This window comes from Brucella lupini, from assembly GCF_002252535.1.
Classification (GTDB): domain Bacteria; phylum Pseudomonadota; class Alphaproteobacteria; order Rhizobiales; family Rhizobiaceae; genus Brucella; species Brucella anthropi.
In genome coordinates this window covers 42,673-61,667 of sequence record NZ_NNRN01000006.1, presented here as the reverse complement: position 1 = coordinate 61,667, position 18,995 = coordinate 42,673, and the positions used below count along the sequence as shown (strand labels likewise).

Genomic DNA, 18,995 nt, shown 5'->3' with positions numbered 1-18,995 from the left:
CGATAGCTAGAGGCATTTCATGTCGAAAAGCCGTGAAAACCTTTCATTCCTGTTGCTGCTGGCTGCTGTCGCGTTGTCGGTTCCGCTCGTGCTGGGATTTCTTGGAGCGGTGCACCCGGCTCTCGATTCCTTTTCGCATTTTCGAGCTCATCTGTCCGTCCTGCTGGCAGTGCTGACCATTCCCTTGCTTTTCACCAAGATGCGGCGTGAGGCGGCGATGCTGCTACTCTTTGCCGTCATGGCTCTAAGCACGACTGTTGGTGCTGCACGCGATTTCCTGAGCGGCTCCACCGGCGCCCATGCGCAGGAACAAGGCGGCGCACGCTACCGTCTCGTCCAGATCAATTTGCGCGAAGACAATCCCGAACCGAAACGCATTCTCCAGATGATCGCGCGGGAGAAGCCGGACGTCATCACCTATGAGGAGGCGAGCGACCAATGGACCAAGTGGCTCACCATTCTCCAAGGCTCCTATCCCTACCATCTCAATTGTGCTGATGATCCCAACACATGGGGCGTGGGCATCCTTTCGAAGCGGCCTTTCAGCGAAGATGCACAGACGGCCTGTGTCGGCGATGGTTTGCTCGCAATTGCGCCGATCAATTTCGGCGGAACGACCGTGCATGTCGCAGCACTGCACTTTTCATGGCCATGGCCGCGCTGGCAGCCCTATCAACTCCGCTACATCGAACCAGAACTGCAGAAGCTGAAAGGCCCTCTGGTCGTCGCCGGTGACTTCAATGCAGCGCCGTGGAGCAATGCCGTTCGCCGCGTCGAACGTGCCTCAGGCACCCGCCATATGACCGGTATTGGCGGCACGTGGATGACGCACCTACTGCCTGTTAAGCTCGCTCCTTATATCGGCCTGCCGATTGATCAGATACTCGTAAGCCCTGAAATCGGAGGGGCGGAGGTTTCGGCTCGCGAAGATGCCGGCTCCGATCATCTGCCAGTGCGGCTCGATTTTTCCGTTCCACCACCCGTTCGGCCAGATGAAGAAGAACCGGAAACCCAGTCCGTCATGCTGCAATAAAAAAGGCGGTCCCAGACCGCCTTTTTCTCGTGTCATCACGTAAACATTACATGTTCACGTAAACAGGTCCCTCACCACCTTGTGGCGGCACCCAGTTGATATTCTGGTTCGGGTCCTTGATGTCGCAAGTCTTGCAGTGCACGCAGTTCTGAGCGTTGATGACAAACCGCACATCCTTTGCCTGCGGATCAGCTGCGGAGTTGCCGTCGGCATCCACCCATTCATAAACACCCGCAGGGCAGTAACGCGTCGACGGACCAGCGAAGACGTCGTGTTCGGAAGTCTGCTGCAATTTCATGTCGCGAACCTGAAGATGCACAGGCTCGTTCTCGTCATGGTTCGTGTTCGACAGGAACACCGACGACAGACGATCAAAGGTCAGAACGCCATCCGGCTTCGGATAATCGATCTTCGCGTGTTTTGCAGCCGGCTCAAGCGACTGCGCATCGGTCTTGCCATGCTTCACCGTTCCAAAGATGGAGAAACCGAAAAGCTGGTTGGTCCACATATCGAGACCACCGAGCGCCACGCCGGCAATCGTGCCGAACTTCGACCACAGCGGCTTGACGTTGCGCACCCGCTTCAAATCCGTGCCGATCAGGCTTGAACGCCAATTGTTCTCGATCTCGACCGGCTCGTCATTGGCGCGGCCTGCGGTAATTGCCTCGGCGATCTTGTCGGCAGCGAGAATGCCGGAAAGAACCGCATTGTGGCTGCCCTTGATGCGCGGCACGTTGACCAGACCAGCCGAGCAGCCGATGAGCGCTCCACCCGGGAACGACAGCTTTGGCACCGACTGGAAGCCACCTTCGGTAATCGCACGTGCGCCATAGGAAAGACGCTTGCCACCCTCAAAGACATCCTTGATGGCCGGATGCGTCTTGAAACGCTGGAACTCTTCAAACGGCGACAGATACGGGTTCTTGTAGTTGAGATGCAGCACGAAACCGACCGCAACCATATTGTCTTCCAGATGATAAAGGAACGAGCCGCCGCCCGTCTTCATGTCGAGCGGCCAGCCGAAGGAGTGCTGGACCAGACCCGGCTTGTGCTTGGAAGGATCAACCTGCCATAGTTCCTTGAGGCCAATACCGTATTTCGCCGGTTCACGGCCTTCGTCGAGCTTGAACTTGGTGATCAGCTGCTTGGCAAGCGAGCCGCGCGCGCCTTCGCCGACCAGCGTATATTTGCCGAGCAGCGCCATGCCGCGCGTGTAGTTCGGCCCATGCGTTCCGTCGCGCTCGACGCCCATATCGCCAGTGGCGACGCCGATGACCGCGCCCTCGTCATTGTAGAGCACCTCGGTTGCTGCAAAACCCGGATAGATTTCTACGCCAAGTTCTTCGGCTTTGGTGCCGAGCCAGCGGCAGACATTGCCCAGAGACACAATGTAATTGCCATGATTGCTCATCAGAGGCGGCATGGCGAAATTCGGCAGGCGTACTGAACCTGCGGGCCCCAGCACGAGGAAATGATCGGCAGTAACCGGCGTCTTGAAAGGGTGCCCCTCTTCCTCGCGCCAGCCCGGCAGAAGCTGGTCGATACCTACCGGATCAACGACAGCGCCGGAAAGAATATGCGCGCCGACTTCCCCGCCCTTTTCGAGGACGACGACGGACAGCTCTGGATTCGCCTGCTTCAAACGGATTGCCGCAGCAAGGCCAGCAGGGCCTGCGCCGACGATCACAACGTCGAATTCCATGCTCTCGCGTTCGGGAAGCTCCTGGTTTGCATATTCTGGGGCTTCAGACATTCATCCCTCCGTCCGGTGTAACATCGTCTTCTCACTAAGATAGCCCAGACGACGCATCCAATTGTTTTTGTGCATGATCTAATCGCGAATACCCATGAACCGACTGCCCGTCAGCACTGGCGGTACGAAAAGATCGCCGTTTCCCCGTATTCTGCCTTACCCTGTCGCAGAGTTGGAGACTGCCGCAAATGCGTCCAATTGTCCAAAACAGGCGTCCTACGTCCTCAAATTGATTTACCTTAACGTAAACGTCAAATTCATTCCATTCAAGAAGCCGCGATGAAGATTTGTTTGTGATGGTAGAAGAAGCATGTCCTCATGTCATGTCAGGACCATGTTCGCACCTTGCCTGGCTATATGCGCATCAAACAGGGTATGAACTGTCACTAACAGGCCAAACGAACCCTAAATCTAAACCGGGCTCTTGCATTCACCTGCAAAATTCGCCACCTCAGAGGTGAGGTAGATAATGGCTGATAATCGCGAAACGCTGGATATTGAAGGTTTGCTCCGCTTCTATGCGGAGGCAGGCATTGACATGCCGCTTTCCGAAACGCCGATAGACCGGTTTGCAGAGCCTCAACGCCCTGCCTCTTCGCAGCCAACGGCGCAGATGCCGAATTCGCCTGAGCGCGCCCGGCAGCAACAACCGCGCCCAGCGCCGGCCCCCGCCCCCACCAGCAAGCCTGTTCAAGCCGCAGCCGACCTTCCCGATACGGCGCAGATTGCGCTCGCACGCGAAGCGGCGGCACAGGCTTCAACGCTGGAGGAATTGCGGGAGAAGCTTGCGGCATTCGACGGCTGCAACCTGAAATTCACGGCGAAGAACCTTTGTTTCGCCGATGGTGATCCGTCATCCGACATCATGTTCATCGGTGAAGCGCCCGGACGGGATGAGGATATGGAAGGATTGCCGTTTGTCGGAAAATCCGGACAGCTTCTCAATCGCATGATCGAATCCATCGGCCTGAAGCGAGAAAGCGTCTACATCGCCAACACGATCCCGTGGCGTCCGCCCGGCAACCGCACGCCGACACCGCTTGAGACGGAACTTTGTCGGCCATTCATCGAACGACAGATCGAGCTTGCCTCACCGAAAGTTCTGGTTGCCCTGGGCGGTCCTGCGGGCAAGGCCCTCACCGGCGCGACGGAAGGCATCCTTCGCCTGCGCGGCAACTGGAAAATTCATCATACGCCCAACGGCCTCGAAATTCCTGTCATGCCGACCCTGCACCCGGCCTATCTTCTGCGAACGCCGGCACAAAAGCGTTTTGCATGGCGCGATTTTCTGGCTGTGAAGCTGAAATTGGCCGAATTGATGAGTTGAAATCTTTTTAGTTCAGTGGCATCGGCAGGCGACGCAGGCGGCATTGTCACCAACATGCCGCAAACTTGTTCTATTTCGCCGCTTGCCAAACCGCCTTTCGGCGACAAGTAGCCCTAAATTCAGTTTCCCCATGGGATTTCACTGTGGAGTTTTTCATGGCTGGCCAGCTCCTGCCCATAGCCGCTTTGCTTGCAAGCACCTTTCTGATGCTGCTCGCCGGTGGCCTCGCGGGTATTCTTCTGCCCCTGCGGGGCGGCATGGAAGGCTGGTCGACCACGACCATCGGCTGGATGGGTACGAGCTATTCCCTCGCCTTCACGATCGGCTGCATTGTGGTGCCGCATCTGGTGCGGCGCGTCGGGCATGTTCGCGTCTTCTCTTCGCTTGCGACGTTGCTTTCGATGGCGCTGCTTTTCCACGCACTGGTCGTCAATCCTGTCGCATGGATGATCTTCCGTGGCGTTGCGGGCTTTTCGCTCGCAGGCAGCTATATGATTATTGAAAGCTGGCTGAACGAGCGCGTAACCAATGAATCGCGCGGTCGCATCTTTTCGATCTATATGATCATCACTATGCTCGGCCTGCTCTGCGGGCAGTACATCCTGCCGTTCGGCGATGCGGGAACGCAGACGCTCTTCATCATTTGTGCCATCATCTATGCAAGCGCACTCCTTCCAACCGCCCTTTCAAGCGCGCAGTCACCCAATCCGCTGACGCAGGTTTCGCTCGATTTGAAGGGACTTTATCGACGGTCACCTGCTGCGGCTGTTGGCTCGCTGATTGCAGGTATCGTTGCGGGCACCTGGAACTTCCTCGCCGCGATTTACGGTGAGATGAATGGCCTCTCCACCTTCGGCATCGCCACAATGCTTGCCTGCGCCATGATCGGTGGCGCTATCTTCCAGTACCCGCTCGGACGAGGATCGGACTTTGTCGATCGTCGCTATGTCATGGTGATCGCCGGTGTCATCGGCTTTGCTTTGTCGATGGTGATGGTGCTGTTCCATCCCACCTCGCCCTATGCGCTTTACGCAATGATGTTTCTGTTCGGTTCGGTGATTTATCCGATCTACAGCCTCAACGTCGCTCACGCCAATGACTACGCAGATGCCAGCGAATTCGTGAAGGTCTCCGGCGGGTTGCTGATTATTTACGGCGTGGGCAGTGTCATCGGGCCTGCCCTTTCCGGCCCGTTGATGGATCTGATTGGCGCATCGGGCTTCTTCGTAACCATGGCCATCGCCTACGGCTTATACGGCCTGCATGCCTTTTGGCGCATCCGTCGCTTCGAGCGCCCGGCGATCAGCGACCAGAAGACCGAGTACAAATTCCATACGCCGGACGGCCAGTCCACGCCGGAGACCATGCAGCTCGATCCCCGTGCAGAAGGCACACCCGGTCAAAGCTGAATTCATTGCGTCTGCGGTGCGTTGACTTTGTGGGGCGCAATCGAAAGCTTGTGCTCGCGGTAAATGATGAAACCGCCTGCCGCCATGACGATGGCACTACCGGCCAGCATTTCGAAGGTCGGAATATCGCCGAACAGCAGAAAGCCGATGGCTAGTCCCAGCAGCATCGACGTGTATTCGAAGGGCGCGATCGTCGACATCGGCGCATGGCGATAGCACTCGGTCAGAAGAATCTGGCCGACGCCCCCGGCAAAACCAGCACCGACCAGCATGGCAAGCTGCGACCAGTTCGGCACGATCCAGCCAAAAGGAAAGCTCACCAAGGAAATGACGCTCGCGGATATGGAAAAGTAGATCACGATGGTCGAGGTGCGTTCCGTCTGCACGAGGCGACGTACAAGCATCATCGCCACCGCAGACAAGATAGCCGCACCAAGAGCGGCGAACGCACCCATGGCCTCGTCATGCCCCATACTACCGCCGGAAAAAACCGTCAGCCGCGGCCAGATGATAACCATCACGCCACCAAGCCCGATGAGAACCGCGCTCCAGCGATAAAACCGCACGACTTCATGCAGGATGACCGCGCCAAGAATGACGGTAATCAGTGGTGAAGCGTAGTTGATCGCGATTGCTTCGGGCAGCGGCAGCTTGGTGAGAGCGAAAAAGCTCATCGACATGGAACAGACACCCACCAGTCCGCGCCAGAAATGGCTGAAACCGTTCTGGGTGCGGAACACGCCAGAAAGCTGCCCGCGCCACCCCAGATAGAGCAATATAGCGAAGATTGCGAAGAACGACCGGAAGAAGATCAACTGTCCGACAGGCACGCCTTCAGCCGCCTTCAACAAGGTGGACATGGCGACAAAAACGGCAACAGAAGCGATTTTGAGACCGATGCCGAGCATCGGGTTGGTTTCAAGATGGGCAGCCTCGACAGGCGCGCTCGCATGAGCGTTCACAACGCAATTCCTTAAAAACACAAAGCGCAGGTTCGCCCAAAATATTCGAGCGCCTGTTTTCTTATTCCTGTTTGTGAGACAGCACCAGTAGCACAAAGGTCCCGCTGAAAATTATTTGGCAAAGCGCCTGTCGTTTGTTTGTCGCATTATCCGACGCATCGAAGCGGGAATAGAAATCAATCCAGTGAACTGATTTCCCCGCGCAGACGCTTCGCAGTTTTGCTGGAAATGCTCCGGTCATAAAAGGCCAGTTGGTTGTTCTGGAATTGAGTTTCCCTTGGCGACAATTTTAGGTACGAATCCAACATCGTGAGTTCAATGAGAGTTCAGGGAGAGAGTTTCGCTATGCGTACTGAAACCGGCCAGACATTCCGTCTCGAAGATTATCGTCCGACCCCATACGCCATACCCGAGACGAAACTGGACTTCTCCCTGGAACCGGAAAAAACCATCGTCCGTGCGACCCTCACGATTGAGCGTCGCGATGGCACTGCAGCTGGTACGCCATTGATTCTCGATGGTGACGAACTGAAACTTGTCAGCATCGCCATCGACGGGAAGCAGCTCACCGACAACAGCTATATCGCAACGCCCGATCAGCTCGAAATCAGCGACCTGCCAGAAGGCAAGCGCTTCACGCTTGAAGTCGTGACGGAAATCAATCCGACCACCAACCGCCAGCTATCCGGCCTCTATCGTTCAAGCGGCGTCTATTGCACGCAGTGCGAGGCAGAAGGCTTCCGCCGCATTACCTATTATTATGATCGCCCGGATGTTCTGTCAGTCTATACCGTGCGGGTTGACGCTAACGAACAAGCCGCTCCTATTCTTCTGTCCAACGGCAATCCGGTCGAGAGCGGATCGGTCGAAGGCACGCCGGACCGGCATTTCGCCATCTGGCATGACCCGCACCCAAAACCATCTTATCTCTTCGCGCTCGTTGCCGGATCGCTCGGCGTCGTGAAGGATCACTTCACCACGAAGTCAGGACAACCGGTCGATCTGGCGATCTATGTCGAGCATGGCAAGGAAGGCCGCGCACTCTACGCGATGGATGCATTGAAACGCTCCATGCGCTGGGATGAGGAGAAGTTTGGTCGCGAATATGATCTCGACGTCTTCAACATCGTTGCCGTTTCCGATTTCAACATGGGCGCGATGGAGAACAAGGGGCTCAACGTCTTCAACGACAAATATGTGCTGGCCGACCCTGAAACCGCTACCGACGTTGACTATGCGGGCATCGAGGCGGTGATTGCACATGAATACTTCCACAACTGGACCGGCAACCGCATCACCTGCCGCGACTGGTTCCAGCTCTGCCTCAAGGAAGGCCTGACGGTCTATCGCGATCACGAATTCTCCGCCGATGAGCGCTCGCGCCCGGTTAAGCGCATCGCCGAAGTGAAAATTCTCAAGGCGCAGCAATTCCCGGAAGATGCCGGGCCACTCGCCCATCCGGTACGCCCGCGCGAATATCGCGAGATCAACAATTTCTATACGGCGACCGTCTATGAAAAAGGTTCGGAAGTCGTGCGCATGATCCGCACAATCATTGGGCCTGAGCTATTCCGCAAGGGCATGGACCTCTATTTCGAGCGCCATGACGGGGAAGCCGCAACAATCGAGGATTTCATCAAGGTCTTCGCCGATGTTTCCGGTCAGGACTTTTCACAGTTTGCGCTCTGGTACGATCAGGCCGGAACCCCGAAGGTGGAAGCTGCTTTCTCCTACGATGCTGCGAAGGAAACCTTCTCGATTGAACTGGCACAGTCGCTGGGGGCAACGCCCGGACAATCGGTCAAGAAACCGATGCATATCCCGATCACCTACGGTCTTATTGGGTCAGACGGCGAGGATATGGTTCCAACATCCGTCGAAGGTGGGGACGTGCGCGGCGACGTCATTCATCTGCATCGTCCGTCCGAAACGATCGTCTTTCATGGCATCAAGGAACGCTCTGTTCCGTCGCTGTTGCGCGGGTTCTCGGCTCCCGTAAACCTGTCGGCGCCCCTATCGGACGATGATCGTGCATTCCTGGCCCTGAACGACAGCGATCCGGTCGCCCGCTGGCATGCATTGACCGGAATTTTCAACCAGGCTCTGCTTGAAGGCGCCAAGCGTATCCGCGGTGGTCATGCACCGGCAGTTGACGATAAAATCATCGAACTTGCCGGAAACGTTGCTTCCGACGAAACGCTTGATCCAGCCTTCCGCGCGCTCTGCCTCACGCTGCCGAGCGAAAGCGATATCGCGCGCGAAATGGGCAGCAATGTCGATCCGGATGCGATTCTCGCCAGCCGAAACCATTTCGTGGACGCCATTGCCGCCCGTTATGCTGGCGATTTCACCACGCTCTACGATGCCCTGAAACAGGACGGCGCCTTCTCGCCAGATGCAGGCGCGGCAGGCAAACGTGCCTTGCGGAACGTGCTGCTCGATTATCTGAGCCGTCACGAGAAAAGCCAGAAACGGGCCACCAGCCAGTTCGCCAATGCGGATAATATGACCGACCGCTTCGCGGCACTGGCCGTGCTGGTACACCGCTTTGGTGATACGAACGAGGCAAAGGACGCACTGGCAAGTTTCGAACGCCAGTTTGGTAAGGATGGTCTTGTGATGGACAAGTGGTTCAGTGTGCAGGCGAGCCGTCCCGGCGACGAAGCCTTGCAGGCCGTGCACGATCTTACGAAACACGCCCTCTTCTCGCTCGACAATCCAAACCGCGTCCGCTCGGTGATTGGTTCGTTCTCGGCATCCAATCCAACCGGCTTCAACCGCAAGGATGGTGCGGCCTACGAGTTCTTTGCAGATACGATCCTGTCCATCGATCCGGAAAATCCACAGCTTGCCGCACGGCTTCTGACGGCGCTTCGCTCCTGGCGTTCGCTTGAAGATACCCGCCGCGAACATGCAAGGGCAGCGCTGGCGCGTATTTCGGGCGCGGGCAAACTGTCTACCGACCTGCGCGATATCGTGGACCGCACTCTCGCCTGATTCGCGACCTATCCTGATCGTTGTGATGATTTGCTCGCTCCGACTGCTTAACCGGCAATCGGAACGAGCCTTTTCATGCTGATGAACGCAGAGGCGGTGGACAGTCAGCTTTCGTGAGTCTTTTCATGCCTTTAGGCGAATCAGATGCAATATCGATTCCACTTAAGAGCTTGAGATTCATGAATAAATCGGCTGATGAAAACCCTGATTTTTACGCCTCGTTAACGAATTCGCTGGACAGCGCGAATCACTTTTGATTCATTGATGACATTCGGAGGTGGCGTATTCCGAATCGCTTCACTCGCAGGGAATTCACGAGGGACCATTATATGGCGAGCACCGACGCGTATGGCGCGCCGGCGGGGACGCATTGCGAATCCGGTCGGAAAAGTAGGAAAGGCAAGCTTTCGGGCCATGTCAGTCTTCTTGCTGGTCCGGCCTATGGCAAGTTCATCTCAATCGAGCCTATCCTGCGACGCCTCGTTCCAGCGCTCATCATTATCTTTCTGATTATTCTCGGCGTAGCGCGCGTCTTTTCGATGCTGGCGTGGCGGGAAGATATCGAGCAACAGCATAAGGCATTTCTGTCGGCTGCAACCGCCAATCTTGCACAGATGATCGAACGTGTTGCCAACGGCACCGACGCGGGCGCACAGATCGCCGCGAAGGATATTCAGGACACAATAGCCGAGTTTCGTTCGCGTGGGCTGTCCTCGTCCGGCATGACGCTTGCCGTCATCGACCCGCAATCCTCCGTGGTCGCAATATCCGGCCCGATATCCGATCTGTCCGGCAAGCCGGTCGATACGATCCTTACCGAAGCGCAGCCGCTATTCCTGTTTGCAGAACGTGCAGGCGTGCTGAAAGTCATGCTGCAAGGCGAACCGGCTTTTGGCGCCTTGTCCAAGCCGATGACCCTGCCCTATTCCGTTATCGCCGTCGAACCGGAAAGCACGATCTTTGCGGAATGGCGCCGGGCAGTGTCGCTCAATGTGACGCTCTTCGCAGGCACAACCGGCGTGATGTTCGCCATCCTTTACGCCTATTTCAGCCAAGCGGCGCGAGCTCGCGAGGCCGACGACCTTTCCGGCCAGATCCAGCGCCGTATCGATCTGGCGCTGGGGCGCGGTCGCTGCGGCCTGTGGGATTGGGACATGGCACGCGGTCGCATTTACTGGTCGCGCTCCATGTATGAGATGCTGGGCTACGAAGCGCAGGATGCAGTGCTGCCTTTCGGCGATGTGGCTGCAATCATCAACACGGAAGATGGCGACCTCTATTCCATCGCCGAACAGGCTGCCGCGGGCGATATCTCGCACGTTGACCGCGTCTTCCGCATGCGCCATGCCGATGGTTCATGGGTGTGGATGCGCGTTCGCGCCGAAATCGCCAGCGAAGGCGATCTTCATCTGGTCGGCATTGCTTTCGACGTCAGCGAACAGCACCGCTTTGCGCAGCAGACGGCCGAAGCCGACATGCGCATCCGCGAAGCCATCGAGAACATTTCTGAAGCCTTCATCCTGTGGGATTCCAACAATCGCCTCGTCATGGCGAATTCCAAGTTCAGTGAATATGCTGGCCTTCCCGTCTGGACGTTGAAACCCGGCGTGCCGCGCAACGAGGTCGATGCCCATACGCGCCCGTTCACCTTCGAGCGCCGCATGGCCAATGAACACAATCGCGCCGGTGGCCAGACCTTCGAACGTCAGCTCAGCGACGGACGCTGGCTTCAGGTCAACGAACGCCGTACGCAAGATGGCGGTCTGGTTTCCATCGGCACCGACATTACCCAGCTCAAGCTGCATCAGGAACGTCTGGTCGACAGCGAACGCCGCCTGATGGCGACCATTCACGACCTGTCGATTGCGCGCAAAGGCGAACGTGACCGCGTGCGCGAGCTGTCCGAACTTGCCCGCAAATACGGTCAGGAAAAGGAACGCGCCGAGGCTGCGAACCGTGCCAAGTCAGAATTCCTCGCCAATATGTCTCACGAGCTGCGTACGCCGCTCAACGCGATCATCGGTTTCTCGGAAATGATTCAGGCAGGCACATTCGGTCCGCTCGGTTCCGACCGCTATGAGGAGTATATCAACGACATCCATACGAGCGGCAACTTCCTGCTCAACGTCATCAATGATATTCTTGACATGTCGAAGATCGAGGCCGGCCATTTCTCGCTGGACCGTGAGCAGATCGATCTCTGCCCGCTCATCAATGAAACGGTACGTATGATTTCGCTGCAGGCGGATGAGAAGAATATTGCGGTCAATACGCGCATTGAAGAAGCAATGCAGCTCTATGCCGACCGGCGCGCGATCAAGCAGGTGCTGATCAACCTTCTCTCCAATGCGGTGAAGTTCACATCCTATGGCGGACAGATCACGGTGCGGGCACGCAAGACCGGCTCGGCTCTTTTCATGACGATTCAGGATACCGGCGTCGGCATCCCGAAATCGGCAATCAAGAAGATCGGCCAGCCCTTCGAGCAGGTGGAAAACCAGTTCACCAAGACCCATACCGGCTCCGGCCTCGGACTTGCCATCACCCGTTCACTGGCTGAGCTTCACGGCGGCTGGCTTCGCATTCGCTCGACCGAAGGCGTTGGCACCGTGGTTTCGGTCTGCATCCCTGATCGCAAGCGTGGTCACGTTGGACATGGTGCGGAAATCCACGCGGCCTGATTAGAGCGGTTCCAGTTAAAACGGAGTCGCCGGAACTGCTCTAAATATTCAAAAGCTTCTCGAAACTTGTCCGCACTTCAACGGCGACTTCCGCCAGGTGATGCTCGACACGTTTTATATCGGGCATGTCAGCCGCACGGCATAGCAGGTCGATCATGCCAGGTATGAATTCTTCACGCTTGGCATCGCCTCCAAGACACAGACGGATCGTCTGGCTCAGATTGGTATAAAGGCGATGGGCGCCGACAAGATTATCGGCAAGCGCCGGATCAACAAAGGACGGGTCGAGGGCTGACAGGATTTCTTCTGTACCCAAGGGACGCGGCTTCCGGTCGAGTTTGTTGGCCAGCACGGCAAACTGAGCGATGAATTCCAGATCGACAATGCCACCGGGCTTCAACTTGAAATCCCAATCATCGGCAGGTGGCTTTTCCTGATAGATGAGGTCGCGCATCTCGCGCACATCCTTGGCAATCTTCTTCACATCGCGAGAGGCGACAAGAACCTCGTCAATCTCGCTTCTGATATGATCCATAAAGGCCTCGTCGCCATGGATCGGGCGCGCGCGTGTCAGGGCCATATGTTCCCATGTCCATGCTTCGCTGCGCTGATATTTGCCAAAGGATTCGATATGGGTCGCAACCGGCCCCTTGTTGCCGGAAGGGCGCAGCCGCATATCGACTTCGTAGAGCACGCCTTCCGCCGTTGGCGCGGAAAGTGCCGCAATGAGCCGCTGGGTCAAGCGGATATAATATTGCGAGGGAGCCAGTGGCTTTTCGCCATCGGATTCGTCCGTCTCCTTGTCGTGATCGTAAAGCAAGATCAGATCCACATCGGAACCCGCAGTGAGTTCACGACTGCCGAGCTTGCCCATAGCCAGAAGAGCCACCTTGGCGCCCTTAACCTTACCGTGGCGTCGCTCCAGTTCGGCTTCGACAACCTCGAATGCCCTACCGATCATCAGTTCGGCCAGATCGGAAAATGCGCGACCAGCGCGAACTCCGTCAATGGCGCTCGTCAGCAAGCGGATACCGATCAGGAAGCGATGCTCGGCAGCGAAGATGCGCAGCCGGTCCAGCACTTCCTCATAATCGGTCGCAGGTCCCAGAAACACGCGAAGGCGTTCTTCCAGATAGGCGCGTGTCGGCATTTCCGAGAAAATCGCCGGATCAAGCAAACCGTCAAAAACATGCGGGTTACGGGTGATGATTTCAGCAAGCCGAGGTGCGGCGCTCATGATCATAACCAGGAGGTTCAGGAGACGGGGATTGGATTGCAACAGGCTGAACAGCTGGATGCCCGCGGGCAAGCCCTTTAGAAACCCGTCGAAACGCAAGAGTGCTTCATCCGCACGCTTGGTTTCGGCAAAGGCTTTGAGCAGAGCGGGCGTAAGCTCGGTCAGACGCTCGCGCGCTTCTGCCGATTGTGTGGCACGATAACGCCCGAAGTGCCACGTGCGGATCACGCGACATATATCGCTCGGGCGTTCATAGCCCATGGATGCGAGCGTCTCCAGCGTGCCCGGATCATCCACATCGCCGGTAAAGACCAGATTGCCGGATGAGCTTCCAAGTTCGGGAGCCTGCTCGAACAGGGCCGCATAGTGCTTTTCAACGACCTTGAGCGCATCGAGAAAAACATCGGAAAAGGCCGCCGGATCAGCATAACCCATCATATGAGCGACACGCGCAAAGCCTTCATCGTCTTCCGGCAGAATATGCGTCTGCTCATCGGCAATCATCTGGATGCGATGCTCGACGTCACGAAGAAAATAATATTCCTTTGCCAAGGCATCGCGCGCCTTCTCGGTGATCCAGCCCCGCTCCGCCAGTCGTGCGAGCATCGGCACCGTCTGGTTGCCGCGCAATTCGGGAAATCGTCCGCCAGCGATGAGCTGCTGCGTCTGAACGAAGAATTCGATTTCGCGGATGCCGCCGCGTCCGAGCTTCACATTATGCCCGCGCACGGCAATATCGCCGTGGCCCTTGTGGGCGTGAATCTGGCGCTTGATCGAGTGCACGTCTGCAATGGCTGCATAGTCGAGATACTTGCGCCAGACATAGGGGGAGAGCTCCGCCAGCACCTGCTTTCCGGATTCGCGGTCCCCCGCAACGGGCCGGGCCTTGATCATGGCTGCGCGTTCCCAGTTCTGGCCGCGCCCTTCGTAATAATGAAGTGCTGCACCGACAGGAATGGCCAGCGGCGTGGAACCGGGGTCGGGACGCAGGCGAAGATCGACCCGGAAGACATAGCCATCACCGGTACGGTCCTGCAGGATGCGGACAAGGCGGCGCGTCAGCCGTGAAAAAGTTTCGACGCATTCATACGGATCACCGATAGCCGGTCTGGTTTCATCGATGAAGATGATCAGATCAATATCGGACGAGTAATTGAGTTCCCGCGCGCCGAACTTGCCCATGCCGAGAACAATCCAGCCACTGTCCTTGTCGGGCTGGTTTCGGTCAGGAAGTTTGATCTTGCCCGCACTATCAGCGTCAAGCAGCAGAAACCGGATGGCAGCGCCGGTGCAGGCCTCGGCCAGATCGGTGAGCCAGCCTGTCGTTGCTTCCGTATTGAAAATGCCAGCGAGATCACAAAGTGCGATCAGGACATGCGCCTCGCGTTTCAAAACGCGCAGGCTGGTCATGAGGGAGGCTTCCGTCACGTCCGCGCTTGCAGCACTGGCGGAGATTTCCGCCAGAATATCCTGTAGTGCAGCCTCCGGCGCTTTGGCGACGATGCGATCAAGAATACGCGGATGACGGATCAGCGCTTCGCGAATGAATGGAGAAAGATCGAGAACGGCGGAGAAGAAACTTACAGCTTCCGCCTTTTTCAACAAGGCAACGACACCTGTAAGTTCCTCTTCTCCGGCGCGCGCCGCAAGATCGGCCAGGAAGGTTTCCGCCCTTGCGGGATCGAGCGGCGTCAAAGCACGGATCTCTCTCTCGAAGAATCGTGCCGTTGCGTTATCTGCCGCCATGATCCCCTCTTATGTCATGCCATTATTCGACCTTGTCCGATGGCAACGGGAACTCCAGCACGGCGCGCAGGCCCGGATCATTGCCTTCAAGACGAAGTGCGCCACCGTGCAATTTCATCACAGCCTTGGCAAGACTTAAACCGAGTCCCGAGCCGGGCTGTGTGCGGCTTTCCTCAAGACGGACAAAACGTTCCGTTGCCTGTTCGCGTTTTTCTTCAGGAATACCGGGACCGTTATCGGCAACGATGATGCGGACCCAGTTCGGATCACGTTCCATCGAAAGACTCACGGTCGCGGTCCGCTCATCGCCACCGGCATATTTAATTGCATTGTCCACGAGATTGGAAATCGTCTGCCCGACCAGTTCGCGATTGATATGAAGCGCAACTTCATCGAGATCGCCAAGTGTCAGGTTCACGCCCACGTCCTCGGCAACGGGCTCATACATTTCGGCCACGTCGCGAAGGATCGGCGCTACCGGCATATTCTCCAGACTTTCGGACGAATAACCTGCTTCAAGACGCGAAATCATCAGGATCGCGTTGAAGGTCCGGATCAGTTGATCCGACTCGCCAATGATATCTTCAAGCGCTTCACGATATTCAGGCCCCGCCTTCTTGCCGGAAAGAGCTTCTTCCGCGCGGTTACGCAGACGCGTCAGCGGCGTTTTAAGATCATGTGCGATATTATCGGAGACCTGTTTCAGCCCCTCGTTCAGTTCCAGAATTTTGCCGAGCATGACATTGAGATTGCTTGACAGGCGATCGAACTCGTCACCAGAACCATTGACCGGAAGCCTCCCTGTCAAATCGCCATCCATAATGCGCTGCGACGCCCGCGAAACCTCATCAATGCGCTTCAATGCACGGCGCCCGACTACCAGCCAGATCAAGAGCGCGCCAACACCCATGATGCCCAGCGCCAGCATCAACGACTGGCGAATAACATCGCGGAACCGTTCTGGTTCACCCAGATCGCGACCGACCAGAAGCCGCATGCCGTTCGGCAAGGCAATCACGACTGCAATGGCGCGATGTTCCGTTTCCGTGCCCTGCTCGCCATAGCGCCGATATTTGAACCCGCGCTCGATAACGCCATCGGTGTCCAGAACACCGGGTTCTACGCTTTCAACATTGCCTGCAAGGATGCGGCCTGTCGGGTCGGCCACCAGATAGAGGTAAGCACCTGGCTGGCGTGAACGATAGTCGATTGTGCGCACGAGCTGCGGGATGCCGCCACGCGCATAGCTTTTGCCGATGCTGCCGACTTCTTCGCCCAGCGACTGCTGGGTCTGCGCTGCCAGCATGGAGGCAGATAAATTGGTCATGTAGAAAACCAACGCTATCGCACCCACGATGAAGAGCAGCAGATAGAGCGTTGATAGTCGAACAGCGGTTGTGCGCATGAGCGCTGAGAAGCGGCTCATCAATCCACCTTGGCGGCTGCAGATTGTTTCGCTCGCCCTGCCTTCAACATGTAACCGGCGCCACGCACAGTATGAAGCAGCGGACCGTCAAAGCCCTTCTCGATTTTCGAACGCAGCCGCGAGATATGCACGTCGATCACATTGGTCTGCGGATCGAAGTGATAATCCCAGACGTTTTCAAGCAACATCGTGCGCGTGACGACCTGTCCGGCATGGCGCATCAGATATTCGAGAAGACGAAACTCGCGGGGCTGAAGCGTGATATCTACATCCTGACGGCGCGCAGTATGCGCAAGCCGGTCAAGCTCCAGATCACCGACGCGGTAGATCGTGTCCGCCTCACGCGGGCTGGAACGACGCTGCAGGACCTCGACGCGAGCCAACAGTTCGGAAAATGCATAGGGTTTGGTCAGGTAGTCGTCACCACCGGCGCGCAAGCCCGTGACGCGGTCATCCACTTCGCCGAGCGCGGAAAGGATCAGGACCGGGGTTTCCATACCCCTGGCGCGCAGACCAGCCACGACGGACAAGCCATCGCGCTTTGGCAGCATACGGTCGACTACGAGGACATCGTAGCTTCCATTCTCGGCCAGCGTATAGCCGGTTTCGCCGTCTCCGGCGATATCGGCGGAATGTCCGGCCTCGGTGAAGGCCTTCTCCAGATAGCGGGCCGCTTCGCGGTCATCTTCAATAACGAGAATCTTCATGGCGCTACTTATAATACCGTTTGATGATAAGGCGATGCCAGGCGGAGAACCGCCTGGCATCGAATAGCTAAGAGCCTTAAGGGGCTGCCGGTCATCATCCCTGATCGATCGGCAGGGCCACAAAGCGGCTCTGATCGTTGCTCTGCAATTGCAGCAGCACTGCCTTGCGACCCGACTTGGCGGCTTCGCTGATGGCGTTGTTGATATCCTTGGCGCTCTTCACCGTCTGGTTATTGACGCTCATGATGATATCGCCGGAACGGATACCGCGATCGGAGGCATCGCTGTCGGGATCGACATCGGTTACCACTACGCCGTTACCGTCTTCGGACGGGGTCACGGTCAGGCCATAGGAGTCGAGGGCCTCGTTCTGACCACCGCCATTGTCGCCCAAGGCGCTGGCTGCCTTGCCGAGATCGCCCGGCATCGCTTCAATGGTGATATCGACTTCCTCGGCCTTGTTCTTGCGCCAGACGGTGAGTGCCGCCTTTTCGCCAGGAACAATGCCAGCAACCTTGCGTGCCAGATCGCGCGGATCCTGCACGGTTTCGCCATTGACAGCCGTGATCACATCACCGGACTGGATGCCCGCCTTGGCAGCAGGACCGTCCTTCTGCGGCGACGCAACGATTGCACCCTTCTCTTCGGCAAGGCCGAGCGAAGCAGCAATATCCTTCGTCACCGGCTGAATCTGAACACCGATCCAGCCACGTTCCACCGAGCCCTTCTTGATGAGCTGGTCAACAACCTGCTTAGCGGTCGAGGCTGGGATTGCGAAGGCAATGCCCACGCTGCCGCCCGAAGGCGAGAAGATGGCGGTGTTGATGCCGATCACCTGACCAGACAGGTTGAAGGCCGGACCACCGGAATTACCCTTGTTCACAGCCGCGTCGATCTGGATGAAGTCATCGTAAGGACCGGCGCCGATATCACGGCCACGAGCCGATACAATACCCGACGTCACCGTGCCGCCAAGGCCGAACGGGTTGCCGACAGCCACGACCCAGTCGCCGACGCGAATCTTGTTGTCATCGCCAAATGCAACATAGGTGAACTTCTGCTTCGGATCGTTGACCTTCAGCACCGCCAGATCTGTGCGCGGATCGGTGCCGATCAGCTTCGCGTCAAGTTCCGTGCCGTCATCCATGACAACGCTATATGCATCGCCATCGGAAACGACGTGATTGTTGGTTACGACATAGCCGTCTTCGGAAATGAAGAAGCCGGAACCCTGAGCGACCGGACGTTCATGACCGGGGCGCGGGCCACGCTTGCCGGGGCCGCGGCGATCCGGGCGAGCGTCGGGACGTGCATCGCCACGCGGGTCCATGCCGAAATCACGGAAGAAGCGCTTCAGCGGATGATCGTCCGGAAGCTGATCAAACCCGGGAGGGCCCGAGAACTGGCCACTGCCACCGCGATCAGCAGTTTGCTGCACGTCCTTCTTTACACGAACGCTGACGACAGCCGGACGAACCTTCTCAACAAGATCGGCAAAACCCGCAGCCTGCGGTGGTGGCGTTACCTGCACGGCTTCCGCGCGGGCGTCATTGAGCGCACCGAGCGGGCCGGTCGCGACAAAACCACCGGCGAGAACAGCCGATAGTGCAATCGCGGCAACGCCTTTGCGATAGTTGGAAATCCTGGCTCTGGACATTTATTTCTCCTTACGAGCAGCAATCCGGCCGTCCCTGATCCTTCAGGAAACGTGGACCTG

The 18,995-nt window shown here is 57.3% G+C and carries 11 protein-coding genes; 5 read left to right on the top strand and 6 right to left on the bottom strand.

Going from position 1 to position 18,995, the window contains the following annotated elements; all coding sequences use genetic code 11:
• Nucleotides 1–19: 19 nt before the first annotated feature.
• The gene (locus CES86_RS00770) at nt 20–1,033 is read left to right on the top strand and encodes an endonuclease/exonuclease/phosphatase family protein (RefSeq protein WP_012092431.1); all 1,014 of its coding nucleotides are present in this window, start codon (nt 20–22) and stop codon (nt 1,031–1,033) included.
• Nucleotides 1,034–1,079: 46 nt separating this feature from the next.
• On the opposite strand, the gene CES86_RS00765 is transcribed toward CES86_RS00770, so the two are convergent.
• Nucleotides 1,080–2,786, bottom strand: a complete 1,707-nt coding sequence (locus CES86_RS00765) for an electron transfer flavoprotein-ubiquinone oxidoreductase (RefSeq protein ID WP_094513286.1) — start codon at nt 2,784–2,786, stop codon at nt 1,080–1,082.
• Nucleotides 2,787–3,255: 469 nt separating this feature from the next.
• Here CES86_RS00765 and CES86_RS00760 point away from each other — a divergent pair, with 469 nt between their 5' ends.
• Nucleotides 3,256–4,113 carry a uracil-DNA glycosylase gene (locus tag CES86_RS00760; RefSeq protein ID WP_094513285.1) on the top strand — a complete coding sequence of 286 codons (858 nt, stop codon included), beginning with the start codon at nt 3,256–3,258 and terminating at the stop codon, nt 4,111–4,113.
• 155 nt (nt 4,114–4,268) lie between these two features.
• Nucleotides 4,269–5,522, top strand: coding sequence for an MFS transporter (locus tag CES86_RS00755; protein WP_010661607.1), 1,254 nt, complete (start codon nt 4,269–4,271; stop codon nt 5,520–5,522).
• A gap of 2 nt (nt 5,523–5,524) precedes the next feature.
• Here the strand turns inward: CES86_RS00755 and CES86_RS00750 are convergent, their stop codons facing one another.
• A complete protein-coding gene (locus CES86_RS00750; protein ID WP_275982702.1) occupies nt 5,525–6,430 on the bottom strand; it encodes a DMT family transporter in 906 nt (301 codons plus the stop codon).
• Between the two features lie 399 nt (nt 6,431–6,829).
• Here CES86_RS00750 and pepN point away from each other — a divergent pair, with 399 nt between their 5' ends.
• The gene (pepN, locus tag CES86_RS00745; protein WP_094513283.1) at nt 6,830–9,481 is read left to right on the top strand and encodes an aminopeptidase N; all 2,652 of its coding nucleotides are present in this window, start codon (nt 6,830–6,832) and stop codon (nt 9,479–9,481) included.
• A gap of 329 nt (nt 9,482–9,810) precedes the next feature.
• Complete coding sequence (locus tag CES86_RS00740; RefSeq protein WP_094513281.1) at nt 9,811–12,162, top strand: PAS domain-containing sensor histidine kinase; 2,352 nt, start codon at nt 9,811–9,813, stop codon at nt 12,160–12,162.
• A gap of 40 nt (nt 12,163–12,202) precedes the next feature.
• Here the strand turns inward: CES86_RS00740 and CES86_RS00735 are convergent, their stop codons facing one another.
• The 4 genes from CES86_RS00735 to CES86_RS00720 all read right to left on the bottom strand — a co-directional run bounded on the left by CES86_RS00735 (nt 12,203) and on the right by CES86_RS00720 (nt 18,935).
• On the bottom strand, nt 12,203–15,145 hold the full coding sequence (locus CES86_RS00735; RefSeq protein ID WP_094513280.1) for a bifunctional [glutamine synthetase] adenylyltransferase/[glutamine synthetase]-adenylyl-L-tyrosine phosphorylase: 2,943 nt from the start codon (nt 15,143–15,145) through the stop codon (nt 12,203–12,205).
• Nucleotides 15,146–15,167: 22 nt separating this feature from the next.
• Nucleotides 15,168–16,574, bottom strand: coding sequence for a sensor histidine kinase (locus CES86_RS00730; protein WP_029376305.1), 1,407 nt, complete (start codon nt 16,572–16,574; stop codon nt 15,168–15,170).
• Nucleotides 16,571–17,278 (bottom strand): response regulator transcription factor, encoded by a 708-nt coding sequence (locus tag CES86_RS00725; protein ID WP_010661601.1) that lies wholly within the window; start codon nt 17,276–17,278, stop codon nt 16,571–16,573. Before CES86_RS00725 ends, CES86_RS00730 begins: the two co-directional genes overlap by 4 nt.
• 94 nt (nt 17,279–17,372) lie before the next feature.
• Complete coding sequence (locus CES86_RS00720) at nt 17,373–18,935, bottom strand: Do family serine endopeptidase (RefSeq protein ID WP_012092440.1); 1,563 nt, start codon at nt 18,933–18,935, stop codon at nt 17,373–17,375.
• Nucleotides 18,936–18,995: the final 60 nt, after the last annotated feature.